The sequence below is a fragment of the Streptomyces sp. CB01201 genome (assembly GCF_002803085.1).
Lineage (GTDB): Bacteria > Actinomycetota > Actinomycetes > Streptomycetales > Streptomycetaceae > Streptomyces > Streptomyces hundungensis.
In genome coordinates, this window is the sequence record NZ_NNBJ01000026.1 from 38,052 (window position 1) to 51,342 (window position 13,291).

The following is a 13,291-nucleotide window of genomic DNA, read 5'->3' on the forward strand; positions in this document are numbered from 1 at the left end:
CCCCGAAGGCCTCAGCGAGGCGCCTCTCCCTGGGCTGTCTCGATGCCCCCGTGCAGATCCGCGGCGGCCTCGATCGCCGAGGTGGCCGAGGCGCACAGGCAGCCGAGCAGGACGGCCGCTATGAACCGGGCACCGCGCGAGCTCGGCAGCCGGGGCGCGGGACGGCGGTCGAGCAGGGCCGCGACCCTGCGCGGCACCGGGCCGGCCGCCGCTGCCAGCACCGCGCGGGGGCGGGCCGCGCCCGGTTGGGCGGCGCGGGCGGCGAGGGCGGCGCGGCCGATCGCGCGGGCGGCGAGCTTGCGATCGCCCACGGCTCCGGCGGCGTATTCGTCGGCGGCGCGCTCCAGAGCGTAGGCGAGCGGGGCGCGCAGCGAGCGGAGCGACGGGTGGCAGTGCGCGGCGAGTTCGGCGGCGGCCAGGAACAGGTGGTGGCGGCTCTTGAGGTGGGCCCGCTCGTGGGCGAACAGGGCCTCGCGCTCGGCGGGGCCGAGGGCCTGGAGCATGCCGGTGGTGACGACGATCCGGCCGGGTCGCCCGGGCAGCGCGTAGGCGTCGGGAGTCGGGTCGCGCAGCACGGCCAGCTCGCCGGTGCCGGGCGTCAACCGGCCGTGGGCGGCGCGCAGTTCGGCCAGGTGGTGGCGGGCGGTGCGGACCAGCGCCAGGCCCGAGGCGGCGACGAGTCCGGCCGCGGTGGCCGCGGCCGGGAAGGCGAGCCAGGCAGGAAGCGCGTCCAGCGGGGAGGTGAGGTCTTCGAGCGAGGCGAAGAAGGGCAGCCGGAGCGCGCCGGCCAGTGCGATCAGGCCGAGGGCGGCCGTCGAGCAGGCGGCGAGGCCGGTGGCCGCGGTGGCGAGCAGCCAGGCCGCGGGCCGGGGCGGGAGGGCCTCGGCAAGCCTGCGGGCGGCGGGCACCGCGAGGAACGGCACGAGGAGCGGGATCCACACCGAGAAGATCACTGACCGTCGCCTCCGGACTCCTCCAGGAGGGCGCGCAGCAGCTGCTCGTCCTCGTCGCTGAGCTGGGAGACGAACCGGGCGAGGACCGTGGAGCGGTCCTCCTCCTTGGCCAGTTCGGTGTGCATGCGGCGGGCGGTGAGCCCCGGCGCGTCCTCCGTGGGGGTGTAGGCGTAGCCGCGGCCGACGCGCGTGCGGGTGACGGCGCCCTTGTCGTGGAGGCGCGAGAGGATCGTGGTCACGGTGGTGCGGGCGAGCCGCCCGCCGAGCCCTGCCTGGACCTCGCCCGGGGTGAGGGGCGCCCCGGCGGCCCAGAGCGCGGCGAGCACCCCGGCCTCCAGTTCGCCCGCCGGGCGTCGCGCGTCCCCGTGCCCGGCGTCTCCCGTGACAGTCATGGAACACTCCTCCCGCTTCATTCGTCTACAGTGCTGTAGACCGTCTACACCACTGTAGTCAGCCGGGCCTTGCGCGTCCCCCTCGGACGGGCGGCCCGAACACCATTATGGGAGGGCCCACTGACATGGCTGTCGCACCCCTGTTCGCAGCCGCGGCCCCACAGGCCGTGAACGTTCTCGACGCCGGTTCGCTGCTCGCCTCCTTCGGAGCCCTGGGCATCGCCGTGGTGCTCTTCGCCGAGACCGGCCTCCTCGTCGGCTTCCTGCTCCCGGGCGACTCCCTGCTCTTCACCGCGGGCCTCCTCTGCGTGCCGGGCGGCAACGGCCCGGTGACGCTCTCGCTGCCGCAGGTGCTGGTCTGCTCGGTGGTCGGCGCACTGGTCGGCGCGCAGGTGGGCTACTGGATCGGCCGCCGCGGCGGCCGCGCACTGCTGGCCCGCAGCCGGTCCCGCAAGCTCCATGAGGGCGCGGCCCGCGCCGAGGAGCTGCTGGCCAAGTACGGGCACGCGAAGGCGATCGTGCTGGCGCGCTTCGTACCGATCGTCCGCACGGTGCTCAACCCGCTGGCGGGGGCGCTCGGCGTACCGGCCAGGGTCTTCGCCCTCTGGCAGGTCATCGGCGGCCTCGTGTGGACCTGTGCGCTGGTCCTCGGCGGCTACGCGCTCGGCTCGTCCGTGCCGAACATCGACCGTTATCTGCTGCCGCTCGTGGCCCTGGTCGTCGCCGTCTCGCTCATCCCGGTCGCCCTGGAGATCCTGCGCGCCCGCCGCTCCCGTACGGCCGCCCCGGAGGACGTCGGCTGATGCACTTCGACGACGGCCTCTACACCTGGGTCACCGACCTGGCGCACCGTACGCCCGGTCCCCTGGACACGCTGATCGCCCTCTGGTCGGACTACGGGCTCGCACTGTTCGCCGTCCTGATGGTGCTCGCCTGGTGGCGGGCCCGGCCGCTGGGCTCCGTCCGCACCGCGATGGCGCTCGCCGCTCCGCTCGTCGTCGTCGCGGCGTACGCGGTCAACGACCTCTTCAAAGCGGCCGTGCACGAGCAACGGCCCTGCCAGACGCTGCACACCCTGACCGTCGAGACCTGCCCCCCGCTCGGTGACTGGTCGTTCCCCAGCAACCATGCGGCGATCGCCGCCGCGGCCGCGGTCGCGATCCTGCTCACGGACCGGAAGCTGGGCGCGATCGCGGTGCCGGCCGCACTCCTCATGGCGGCCTCGCGGGTCTGGATCGGGGCGCACTACCCGCACGACGTGGTGGTCGGCCTGGCGGTCGGCGCACTGGCCGGCCTCGCCCTGACGCTCGCCGCACGCCGGGCGGCGCCCTTCGTGGAGCGGCTCGGCGGCACCCGCCTCCGGCCGCTGGTGACCGCGCGATGACGTCGGCCCGGCGCACGGGACTCGCGGTCTGCGGGCTGCTGCTCCTCCTCGCGCTCCTCACGGTGTTCGTCGCCGTGCGGCACGGGGCCCCACTGCCGGGCGACCTCGCCCTGCACCACTGGCCGCTCGACCACCGGCCGCCGGTCGCGGTCGCCGTCGCCCGCGCCGTCACCGCGACCGGCACCGGGGTCCTCCCCTACGTCCTGGCCGTCGGCGCGGGCCTGATCGCGGGCCGCGACGGCCGACAGCGCCGGTACGCGGCGGCCGGGGCGCTGGCGGTACTCCTCCTCGGCCAGGGGGTGCGGTTCGGCCTGATGGCGGCCGTCGCCCGCCCGCGCCCGGACGCCATCGACTGGGCGACCACCGCCTCCGGCCACTCCTTCCCGTCCGGGCACTCCGCCACGAGCGCGCTCACGGCGGGACTGCTGATCTGGGCGGTGCTGACCCGCTCACGCCTGTCCGCCGCCCGGTTCGCGGTCGCCCTGCTCGCGCTGTGGGCGGTCGCCGTGGGCCTCTCCCGCGTCTACCTCGGGGTGCACTGGGCGAGCGACGTCCTGGGCGGCTGGCTGTTCGCCGCCCTCTGGCTCAGCCTCACCCGGCTCGCCACGGCCCCTCGCGTACGCGCCCTCCGCACCAACGCACCCCCCGAAGCGCCGGAGGAGCCGGACCGTCCTCCGCGCACCCAACTCCCCTGACCCACAAGCTGATTGAGTACACCGCACCTCAACGACGAACCCGCACGCATCCGTTCGCACAGGCCGGTTCAGGCCGCCTTGAAGAAGGCGTTCCAGCCACCGGGAGGCGCCTGCCCCACTTCGAGCGAGCGCAGCCGGCCGAGCACCCTGGGGTCCTGCACATCGAGCCAGTCCACGAACTGGCGGAACGACACCAGGCGCACGTCCCGCTTTCCGGCCATCCCCTTCAGCGCCGCCTCCACGGCGTCCATGTAGATGCCGCCGTTCCACTCCTCGAAGTGGTTGCCGATGTAGAAGGGCGCGCGGTTGGTCTCGTAGGCGCGCTTGAAGCCCGCCAGGTAGGAGGCGGTGGCCTGCGCCCGCCACGCGGGGTAGCGGGACGTCATGCCCTTGGTGGTGTTCTTCGACTGGTTGGCGAGGATGTTGTAGTCCATCGACAGGACGTCGAAGGAGTGCCCGGGGAACGGGATGCCCTGGAGCGGAAGGTCCCAGACGCCGTGGCGCTTCTCGGGCCACATCTGCCGGCCGCCCGGCGACGAGGCGTCGTAGCGCCAGCCGCGCTCCTTCGCGGTGGGCAGCAGATTGTCCTGGCCGAGCAGGCAGGGCGTACGGCCGCCGACGAGCTCCCGGTGGTAGTCGAACGGCAGCGGCTCCTCGTCCGTCCAGCCGGTGTTGGTACGCCATTCGGTGACGAAGGACACCGCCTGGTCGATCTCGCTGTTCCACTGGGCCGGGGTCCAGTTGGCGACCGATCCCGAGCCGCCGCAGAAGTGGCCGTTGAAGTGCGTGCCGATCTCGTGGCCCTCCGACCAGGCCTGCCGGGTGTACTTCAGCGTCTCCTTGACGTGCGCGTCGCTGAGGTAGCCGATGTCGGAGGCGCCCACGGGGTTGTTCGGCGGCTGGTAGAGGCGCTTCTTCGACTCGGGGAGCAGATAGAGGCCGGACAGGAAGAACGTCATCCCCGCGCCGTGATTCCTGGCCAGTTCGAGGAAGCGCGGGAAGAGCCCGTTGCCGACCTCGCCGGCGCCGTCCCAGGAGAAGATCACGAACTGCGGCGGCGTCTCCCCGGGTTCGAGCGGAATCGGCCTGTCGGGCTGGTTGGGCTGCTTGCCGGTGTCCGCGGTCGAACCGTCACCGATCAGCCTGGCCTGCGACTTTGCCGGTTTCGCCGGCCCCTGTCCCGGCCCGGGCCGACTCGATCCGGCGGAGCTACCACCCCCCGGTGAACCGCAGCCGGCCAGCCCCGCCGCCGCGGCGGCCCCAAGTCCCGCGCCCAGCAATCCCCTTCGACTGATGTCCCGCATGCCAGCTCCCGTCACTCATCCCACGGACCTCAGATGTGTAGACCGGATAGTCATTAATTAACCCGATATTCGCCTATATTGAGCCGCTCGCCATGCCCCAAGAGCCCCAGCGTCACCACGCGTAACTACCTGACCACCTTCCGTCACCCATAAGCGAGAGCGTCCACCCCGGACCCGCTTCCACCCCGACGACCCCGAAGCCCGCCTGCTTCAACTCGCGCCGAAGCAGGGACCCTTCCCCCTTTCCCGTCATCTTGACGATAAGAAACCGGTCCCCTATCGTCCAGTTGACGAAAAGGAAGGGGTTCCACCATGGCCGACATCTCCCGACGTCTGGGCAGGCGCCATCTGCGCTCCGCACCCACCTCGTACATCCGGCACCACAGGAACGGCCGGCCGGCCCACGACGGCGTCGGGCTCAGCTTCTGGTTCAGGCCGCTCAGCGCCGCGCTGTCCGAAGTGCCGGTCAACGACCGTGAACTGGCCATGGCCTTCCACGCCCGCACCGCCGACTTCCAGGACGTCACCGTGCAGGCGACCGTGACGTACCGGATCAGCGAGCCGGGCACCGCCGCCGACCGCCTCGACTTCTCGATCGACCCTGACACCGGGATCTGGCGGGGCGACCCCTTGCAGCAGCTGTCGACGCTGCTCACCGAGACGGCACAGCAGCACGCCCTGGACGTCCTGGCCCGTACCGACCTGTCGGCAGCCCTCGCCGACGGCGTCGCCGCGGTACGCGAGCGGATCGCGACCGGACTGGCGGCGGAGCCCCGGCTGCCCTCGACCGGCATCGAGGTGGTGGCGGTTCGGGTCGTCGCGATCCGCCCCGAGCCCGAGGTCGAGCGGGCGCTGCGCACCCCGGCCCGCGAGCGCATCCAGCAGGAGGCGGACCGGGCGACCTACGAACGCCGGGCCGTGGCCGTCGAGCGGGAACGCACCATCGCCGAGAACGAACTGGCCAGCCGCATCGAACTGGCCCGCCGCGAGGAGCAGTTGGTGGAGCAGCGCGGCACCAACACCCGCCGCGAGGCGGAGGAGGCGGCCGCCGCGGACGCGGTGCGCACCGAGGCGGAGGCCGCCCGTACCGTACGGCTCGCACAGGCCGAGGCGGCGGCCGCCCGCGCCTCGGGCGAGGCCCGGGCCACGGCCCAGGCGGCCTGGCTCCAGGTGCACGGCGAGGCGGATGCCACCACCCTGCACGCGATGGCCGCGACCCGGCTGGCCGAGAACCTGCCCCGGATCGACAGCCTGACCCTGTCGCCCGACGTCCTCACCACGTTGCTCGACCGGCTCGGCCGGGGTGAGCGGGCGTGAGTCTGGCCCCGCGCGCGGTCCTGGTCCACCGCACCTCGGAGTACGAGGAGTTGCTGGCCCGGCACGGTACGCACGGGCAGGCCGACTTCTTCCTCAGCTCGCGCGGCCGCAGCATCCGCGAGGTGGCCGAGCGCCATCACCGGGCGCTGCGCGCACTGGCCGACGTGGCGGCGGCGATTCCCTCCCCGTGGCGCCAGGCCCGGGTCGAGCGCGGCGACCTCGACCGCTTCCTGTTCGCACCGGAGGACGTCGTGGTGGTGGTCGGCCAGGACGGTCTGGTCGCCAACGCCGCCAAGTATCTGTCGGGCCAGCCGGTGATCGGCATCGATCCGGAGCCGGGGCGCAACGCCGGTGTCCTGGTGCGTCACCGGGCATCGGCCGCGGCGGGGCTGCTGCCCGCCGCGGCCGGGCGCGGCTGCGCGGTCGAGGAACTCACCATGGTGGAGGCGCTCACGGACGACCGTCAGCGGCTGCTTGCGCTCAACGAGATCTATCTGGGAGCCCCGGGCCACCAGACGGCGCGTTACCGCATCGGGCCCGACGACCCGGCCGCCAACGCCGAGGCGCAGGCGTCCTCGGGCGTCCTGGTCGGCACCGGAACGGGGGCCACCGGCTGGCTGCGCTCGCTGTGGGAGCAGCGCGCGGGCTCCCCCGCGCTGCCGGACCGGGTGGATGCCCGTCTGGTGTGGTTCGTGCGCGAGGCATGGCCCTCCCCCGTGACCGGAACCTCTTTGGTCGCAGGGGAGTTGAGCGGCGCCGGCCGGCTGCGGATCACCGTCGAGTCGGACCGGCTCGTCGCGTTCGGGGACGGCATGGAGGGGGACGCGCTCGATCTGACCTGGGGGCAGTCGGTGAGTGTGGGGGTCTCGGACACCGCGCTGCGCCTGGTGGGTTGAGCAGCCGGGCCCGGCGGGCCGATGGAGGTCCGCGGGGTGGTCCGGGGGCGACGACGGGGCGGTCCGAGGGGGCGGCCCGAGGGGGCGTCGGGCGGTGGATCGGGGGAGCCGGCCGCTGGATCGGGGGGAGTCGGCCGCTGGATCAGGGCGATCGGCCGCGCGTCAGCGGGCCGTGAGCCTCGATTGTCAGTGGCGTACGGCATCGTGAACGGTGAGCCCGTACTCCGAGGGAAGGCTGCCGATGACCGCCACCGCCGTGATGACGTCCCATGAACGCTCCGCCGCCCAGGCCTATCTGCGGCTTCTGAGTACCGTGCGCGCCGCCCTCGACTCCCCCGTGGACCGGCCGGGCGCTCCCGTCTCCCTGGAGGGCGTCATCGCCGAGGCCGACGAGGCGCTCGCGCGGGCCGGGCTCGCGGGCAACGAGGCCGAGCTGTTCGCGCTGGTCGGCAGTCTGCACACCGGCGGGGCGCCCGCACCGGGGCAGCCCCGCCGATGAACGCGGCGCTCGCCGTGCGCGGGGTCAGCGCTTGTGGCCGACGCCGCCGTACATCGCGACCTCGTCGGGCAGCGTGTCGCCCGCCTCCGGGCGCCAGCGCGAGCAGGACACGAGCCCGGGCTCAAGGAGTTCGAGCCCCTCGAAGAACCCGGCCACCCGGTCCGGGGTGCGCTGGGTGAGCTTCGGCGTGCCGTGCTCGTTCCAGAACGCCACCGCCGCGTCCACATCGGGCATGGCCGGGCTGGTGATGGTGTGCGAGAGCACGAGATAGCTGCCCGGCGCGAGTTCCTTCATCAGATCGCGGACGAGGGCACGGGCCTCGTCCTCGTCGGGGATGAAGATGACGACGCCGAGCAGCATCAGGGCAACCGGTCGGCTCAGGTCCAGGGTTTTCGACGCGTGCTCCAGGATGGTGGCCGTGTCCCGCAGATCGGCGTCGAGGTAGTCGGTGCGGCCCTCGGGGGTGCTGGTCAGCAGGGCGCGGGCGTGCGCGAGGACCAGCGGGTCGTTGTCCACGTAGACGATCCGGGCGTCCGGTGCGAGGCGCTGGGCGACCTCGTGGGTGTTGTCGGCGGTGGGCAGTCCGGTGCCCACGTCGAGGAACTGGCGCACCCCGCGGTCGGCCACCAGATGCCGCACGGCTCTGCCGAGGAACAGCCGGTCGGCCAGGGCGTAGTCGCCGATGCCGGGATGCAGGGCACGGATCTGGTCACCGACCTCACGGTCGACGGGGTAGTTGTCCTTGCCGCCCAGCCAGTAGTTCCAGATGCGGGCGGTGTGCGGCTGCGCGGTGTTGATGCGGTCGCGCACGTGGTCGGGCGTCGACGAGGGTGCGGGGTTTTCGGTCACGGGGTGTCTCCTGGAGATGCGGCGCTGCGTCAACGGCCAATCTAGATACTCGTGTTGCGAACTGTCACAGAGAACGTGCCGTTGCGCATGGCTGTCTCACGCCGGGCCGTGCACCGGGCCGCGCCCGGAGTGCGGCACCTGCGCGCCGGACCGGCGACCGAGGCGTACCGGGATCTCCTGCCAGCCACCGGCGATGAACGACGGCACCTGCCGCAACTCGGCTGCCTTGACGGCGAGTTCGAGGTCCGGGAAGCGGTCGAAGAGCGCCGGGAGCGCGGTGAGCGCCTCCAGGCGGGCGAGCGGGGCGCCGATGCAGCGATGCACACCGATACCGAAGGCGAGGTGGTCGTCGGCGCCCCGGGCCGCGTCGAAGGCGTCGGCGTCGTCCCCGTAGTGCGCGGGGTCGAGCCCCGAGGCCGCGTAGCTGGTGATGATCGCGTCGCCCGCCGGGATGGTGACCCCGTCGATCGAGAGGTCGCTGACGGCGAAGCGCAGCGGGAGGCTGGCGATCGAGGGGTGGACGCGGAGGGTCTCGTCGACCACGGCGTCCCAGCCGATCGTGCCCGAACGGACGGCGGCCAGCTGTCCGGGCTGGTCCAGGAGCGCCACGACGGCGTTGCCGATGAGGTTGACGGTGGTCTCGAATCCGGCGCCGATGATCAGGAGCAGCGTGTGGAGCAGCTCCTCGGAGCTGAGCCGGTCGCCGTCCTCGTGGCGCACCCTGATGAGCTCGGTCGCCATGTCGTCACCGGGCCGTTCGGTCTTGTACGCGACCAGGGCCGGGAGCACGGTGGCCATCTGCTCCTGCACGAGCGCGCCGTGCTCGGGGCTCGGGTCGGAGGTGTCGAAGACCGTGGCGATCATCCGGGCGGCCGGTTCGGTCAAGTGATCGGGCACGCCCAGCAGTTCGCAGATGAAGCGCATCGGGAGCGGGTGGGCGTAGCCCGCCTTGAGATCGACGGTCGCGCCCGAGGAGCCGGCCTCGGCCAGGTTCTCCAACAGGTCGGCGGTGATCGCCTCGACCCGGCCGCGCATCGCCTCGGTGCGCCGGGCCGTGAAGCTGGGGGCGACGAGCTTGCGCAGCCGCGTGTGATCGGGGCCGTACGTGGTCAGCATGTTGACCACGCCGACCCAGCCCAATATCCAGGCCCAGTCGGGGTTCTGGTCCAGATCCGGCCAGAGCGACCAGTGCCGGCGCGCGTCCTTGCTGACGCGTGGATCGAGGATCAGCGCCTTGAGCGTGTCGTACCGGGTGGGCGCCCACGCGGGTATCCCGCCCGGCAGGGTGATCGCGACGATCGGTCCCAGGGCGCGCAGCCGGGCGCTCTCGGCGGCTGTGTCCGCCCCGAACGGATCGATGGGCACACGGCTTGTCGCGGTCATTCGGGGTCTCCTGACTGGGGTCCTGCGTCATCAACACGTCCAGTACACCGCCCGGTTGCCCGTGCTGCCGAGCCGTTTCCGGGCGTGGCGCGCGGGTTGGCGTGTCTGCGCGCGCCGCGCCCGGCGCCCTCACACTCCTTCGAGGGCGTCCGCGACCGTGCTGAGGAAGGCCGCGTGGGCACGGGCGCTGCCAGGGGATTCGGGGTTCCAGGCAACGACACGGGCACCGCGTTCCAGGTCGCGCCACGAGGCGTTGGAGCCCAGGGTGTCGAGCGGGGCCGCGTTGCACCTGATGTCGGCGAGGACGATGTCGGGCCGCAGCCCGGCCGCCTGCTCCCAGGACCCGGTCAGCCAGTTCGCGCCCGGCCCCGCCTCCGGCTCGATCAGGTCCACCCCGTACCCCGTGAGGCCGCGCAGCTCCGGCCAGGCCTGCGGCCGTGCGATGTGGACCTGGTCGGGGCCGGCCGGCGAGAGCGCGAGGACGCGCGGGCGCGGGGCCCGCGCGGCGACGGCACGCAGCCGCTCCTCCGCGTCGGTGAGGGTGCCGGTGTCCTCCTCCGGCGCCCCCAACGACCGGGCCAGATCGGCGAATCGGCCCCGTATGTGCGCCAGGGAGCGGTCCTGGCCCACCTCCAGCACGGCCACCGGAACCCGCTCCTCCAGATGCTTGGCCACCTCGGGGTCGAGCCCGTACACCTGACCGCCGCCGTAGCTGACGGCGACGACGAGGTCCGGCCCGGCCGAGAGCAGGGTGTCCACGGTGAGGCCGCCTCCCGCCCCCAGATAGCCGACCTCGCCCCGCGGCAGGGCGCCGGTCTTGGCCGGGTCGGGCGCCTCCACGTCGTCGTGGAACGAGCCGAACACGGCCGCCGGACGGATGCCCAGGTCCTCCAGGGTGGCTCCGGCCTGGATGTAGGCCACTACGCGGGACGGCGTCGCCGACGCCTTCGACAGCTGCCCACGGTCGTCCGAGAATCGCCAGGCGCTCTGCTCCATGACGTCATCCGCCCCCAATGCGGTCGCGTTGCCGGCTCGTGCGAAGCCATTTCCCCGCTTGCCTGCCCAACGCTCGCGACCGTCACGCCAGTTCCCGCTCTTCGGCTCCAACCCGCCCGCGCCACCTGCCCTTTGGGGCGGCGTGCGGCAGCGCGGAGGAACTTGTGCGGCCTGTGGCCCGACCGCACGGCACCGAGCGTTTCGAGCCGTATGCGGTGGAGGGGGGCGCCGGCGGGCCGGGCAGCTTCTAGTCTGCGAAGCCATGAACACGACGCGTCTCGCAGGTCTCGGCCTCGCCGCGGTCCTGTCATGTACCGCAGCCCTGCTGTTCTACGTGGGCACTCCCGCCGAAGCCGACACCGCCGACCTGACCTTCAGCACGGACAGGACCGCGGTCACCCCCGGCTCCACGGTCGAACTGAGCATGACGCTCACCAACACCCAGTCGACCGAGATCCGGTTCGTCTACCAGTCGGTCCGCCCGACCTGGGACACCGAACGGCAGGCGGACCTGAAGTACGCGCTGGTCTCCTGCGAGGCGGCGGGGTCCCCCTGCCAGGACACCGGCAGGCTGGGCCTCGCCTACGCCGTCCCGCTGGCCCCCGGCGCGAGCCGCACGGTGACCCTGACGTACCGGGTCGCCCCCGGCTCCGCGTGCGGACGGACCCTGGGCTTCTCCTCGTACCTCTACTACGAGTACGGCAGCGGGCTGTTCTCCACGAGCGACACGTACTGGAGCCCGGAGGTGCGGGTCGACTGCCCGGCCGCGCACTGAGCCCGGTCCGGGCACGGCTGTGGCCCCGGCATCGGCACCGGGGCCACGAGCGATCGCGGTGCGTTACCGCGTGGCGCCGCGGAACCGGCGGTAGAGGACACCGCCGCCGAGGAGCAGCGCGGCGGACGCGGGGACCGCGTATCCGATGCCGTCGGCGCCCGTGTGGGCGAGAGCCTTCCCCTGCGGCACGGGGAGCGCGGGGGCGGCCGGGGGCGCCGGGACCGGGGTGGGCTTCGCGCGCGGCGGGACGGGGGCCGGCGGCGGGGCGGGCCGGTGGCGCACCGGCGGTGTGGAGCCGTTCGTCGAGGTGTTGCCGACGGACGGGTTCAGGACACCGACGACACCGACCGAGTTCCCGGAGATGTTGACGGGGAGGTCAACGGGGAGCTGGAGGCCGTTCCCCGCGAGAACGCCGGGCGAATCCTTTCCGCTTCCGGATGCGAGGGCACCGCCGCCGTTGCCCGCGCGCGCGGAGCCGGCCCTGGCGCCGTGGGGGGCGCGCGAGGCGTTGGCGCAGGTGTTGCCGGCGCTGGGGTTGAGCAGTCCGAGCACATCCACGGTGTTCCCGCACACGTTGACGGGAAGATCGACGGGAAGCTGTACGGCGTTGCCCGCCAGTGCCCCCGGGGAGGAGTCGGCGCTGCCGCCGGCGTTCGAGTCCGCGTAGGCGTAGCCGGTCGCGGCCAGTACGCCGCCCGTGGCCACCGCCGTGACCAGGCCCTTCATGGCGACCCGTCTCATTGGTTTCCTGCCTTCCGGAGTTCGTCACGGACTACTCGCCCGCACCGCCATCAACGGCGAGGGGACCGGATGGGTTATGCCTAATACGCCTTTCACCCCATCGAGTGGCCTGATTATCGATTTGAGCCATGCCCGACGCTTCACTCCGGTATCGGAAGGAACAGGGGCTCACGACAAGGCGCCGCGCACCCGGGCGAACGGGTCAGGGGGCGGCCCCCGAACCGCGCGCGCCCCATGGCAAGATCGCTGGAAGGCCGGTGGGGAGTCCCTGGCCGGGACGGGTCCGGGAGTCGAAGGTGCGCGGGGACACGAAAGCGCGGGAGCGGGCGGGCGGACGCGAACCGGGCCCATCGCCGCTTCGGCGTGCTGCCGTCGCCCCCGCACCCGGCCCGGCTCCGCGAGCCGAACACAGGCTCAACCGGTTCGCACGCCTCCTCGGACAGCAACTGCTCCGCGAGTTCCGCGTCATCGTCGCCGAACCCGTACGCACCCTCGTGCGGCGCGGCCTTTCCGGCGTCCTCCTGGCGGTCTTCACGGCCGTCGCGGTGCTGACCCTGCACGCCGTGGACCAGTCCTCGACCGGGGCGACCCTGATACGGCTCACCTCGCACGTCCGGGGCGACATCCCGCTCCCCCTCGTGCTGCTGCGCACGCCGCTCTCGCTGTTCGTCCCGGCGCGTGACATGCCCGCGCTGCCCGGTATCCCGGTGCTCTTCCTCGGGATCGCGCTGGCCCAGCTGGTGCTCGGCCGCACCCGGACCATCGCGGTGGCCTACGCGGTCTCGCTGGCGGGCACGCTCAGCGCCCGCGTCATGATCGCGGTGGGGCCCGGGTGGTGGGGGCTTCCGCCGGACGCGGCCCAGGTGATCGACACCGGGGCGTCCGCCGCGGTGGTGGGGCTTTTCGCCCACATCGCCACCGTGAAGCGGGCCCCGGTCCTGTTCCTGTGCGCGGTCACCCCGACCGTGCTCCGGTCCGTCCACAAGCCCAACCTGGCGGGCCGCGAGCACCTGGTGGCCATCACGGTCGCCATCCTGCTCGGCCTCCTCGCCACCCGGCGCGACCCTGCACTGCGCGACGGCCCGGGCCGGGCCTGAGCGGGCCCGC

At 73.1% G+C, this 13,291-nt stretch carries 15 protein-coding genes; 8 read left to right on the forward strand and 7 right to left on the reverse strand.

The genetic code is table 11. The features are described 5' to 3' along the window. Positions 1–11 precede the first annotated feature (11 nt). On the reverse strand, positions 12–953 hold the full coding sequence (locus tag CG740_RS35780) for a M56 family metallopeptidase (RefSeq protein ID WP_100579484.1): 942 nt from the start codon (positions 951–953) through the stop codon (positions 12–14). Then, positions 950–1,345, reverse strand: a complete 396-nt coding sequence (locus tag CG740_RS35785) for a BlaI/MecI/CopY family transcriptional regulator (RefSeq protein WP_100579485.1) — start codon at positions 1,343–1,345, stop codon at positions 950–952. The genes CG740_RS35780 and CG740_RS35785 overlap by 4 nt, the downstream gene beginning before the upstream one ends. Positions 1,346–1,470: 125 nt before the next feature. On the opposite strand from CG740_RS35785, the gene CG740_RS35790 reads away from it, so the two are divergent. Genes CG740_RS35790 through CG740_RS35800 form a run of 3 tightly spaced genes read left to right on the forward strand, consistent with a single transcriptional unit; the run spans position 1,471 to position 3,424 of the window. Beyond that, positions 1,471–2,148, forward strand: coding sequence for a DedA family protein (locus tag CG740_RS35790; RefSeq protein ID WP_234376688.1), 678 nt, complete (start codon positions 1,471–1,473; stop codon positions 2,146–2,148). Next, entirely contained in the window at positions 2,148–2,729 is a 582-nt protein-coding gene (locus CG740_RS35795) for a phosphatase PAP2 family protein (protein ID WP_100579487.1), read from the forward strand. The genes CG740_RS35790 and CG740_RS35795 overlap by 1 nt, the downstream gene beginning before the upstream one ends. After that, complete coding sequence (locus CG740_RS35800) at positions 2,726–3,424, forward strand: phosphatase PAP2 family protein (RefSeq protein WP_100579488.1); 699 nt, start codon at positions 2,726–2,728, stop codon at positions 3,422–3,424. Before CG740_RS35795 ends, CG740_RS35800 begins: the two co-directional genes overlap by 4 nt. Positions 3,425–3,492: 68 nt before the next feature. Here the strand turns inward: CG740_RS35800 and CG740_RS35805 are convergent, their stop codons facing one another. Then, a complete protein-coding gene (locus CG740_RS35805; RefSeq protein WP_100579489.1) occupies positions 3,493–4,728 on the reverse strand; it encodes a hypothetical protein in 1,236 nt (411 codons plus the stop codon). A gap of 312 nt (positions 4,729–5,040) precedes the next feature. Between CG740_RS35805 and CG740_RS35810 the strand changes: the two genes are divergently transcribed. From CG740_RS35810 to CG740_RS35820, 3 genes are all read left to right on the forward strand, one after another. Further along, positions 5,041–6,045: an SPFH domain-containing protein gene (locus CG740_RS35810; protein WP_100579490.1), complete on the forward strand. Its 1,005-nt coding sequence runs from the start codon at positions 5,041–5,043 to the stop codon at positions 6,043–6,045. Beyond that, positions 6,042–6,941 (forward strand): hypothetical protein, encoded by a 900-nt coding sequence (locus CG740_RS35815; protein WP_100579491.1) that lies wholly within the window; start codon positions 6,042–6,044, stop codon positions 6,939–6,941. The genes CG740_RS35810 and CG740_RS35815 overlap by 4 nt, the downstream gene beginning before the upstream one ends. 241 nt (positions 6,942–7,182) lie before the next feature. Continuing rightward, positions 7,183–7,440: a hypothetical protein gene (locus CG740_RS35820; protein WP_100579492.1), complete on the forward strand. Its 258-nt coding sequence runs from the start codon at positions 7,183–7,185 to the stop codon at positions 7,438–7,440. A 24-nt stretch (positions 7,441–7,464) separates the two neighbouring features. Here the strand turns inward: CG740_RS35820 and CG740_RS35825 are convergent, their stop codons facing one another. From CG740_RS35825 to CG740_RS35835, 3 genes are all read right to left on the reverse strand, one after another. Continuing rightward, on the reverse strand, positions 7,465–8,289 hold the full coding sequence (locus tag CG740_RS35825; protein ID WP_100579493.1) for an SAM-dependent methyltransferase: 825 nt from the start codon (positions 8,287–8,289) through the stop codon (positions 7,465–7,467). A 96-nt stretch (positions 8,290–8,385) separates the two neighbouring features. Next, positions 8,386–9,672, reverse strand: a complete 1,287-nt coding sequence (locus tag CG740_RS35830; RefSeq protein WP_100579494.1) for a cytochrome P450 family protein — start codon at positions 9,670–9,672, stop codon at positions 8,386–8,388. 129 nt (positions 9,673–9,801) lie between these two features. After that, positions 9,802–10,668, reverse strand: a complete 867-nt coding sequence (locus tag CG740_RS35835; protein WP_100579495.1) for an ABC transporter substrate-binding protein — start codon at positions 10,666–10,668, stop codon at positions 9,802–9,804. Positions 10,669–10,930: 262 nt separating this feature from the next. On the opposite strand from CG740_RS35835, the gene CG740_RS35840 reads away from it, so the two are divergent. Beyond that, a complete protein-coding gene (locus CG740_RS35840; protein ID WP_100579496.1) occupies positions 10,931–11,443 on the forward strand; it encodes a hypothetical protein in 513 nt (170 codons plus the stop codon). Positions 11,444–11,506: 63 nt separating this feature from the next. Here the strand turns inward: CG740_RS35840 and CG740_RS35845 are convergent, their stop codons facing one another. Further along, positions 11,507–12,184, reverse strand: a complete 678-nt coding sequence (locus CG740_RS35845; RefSeq protein ID WP_100579497.1) for a chaplin — start codon at positions 12,182–12,184, stop codon at positions 11,507–11,509. A gap of 296 nt (positions 12,185–12,480) precedes the next feature. Between CG740_RS35845 and CG740_RS35850 the strand changes: the two genes are divergently transcribed. Further along, positions 12,481–13,281, forward strand: a complete 801-nt coding sequence (locus CG740_RS35850; RefSeq protein ID WP_159030518.1) for a hypothetical protein — start codon at positions 12,481–12,483, stop codon at positions 13,279–13,281. Positions 13,282–13,291: the final 10 nt, after the last annotated feature.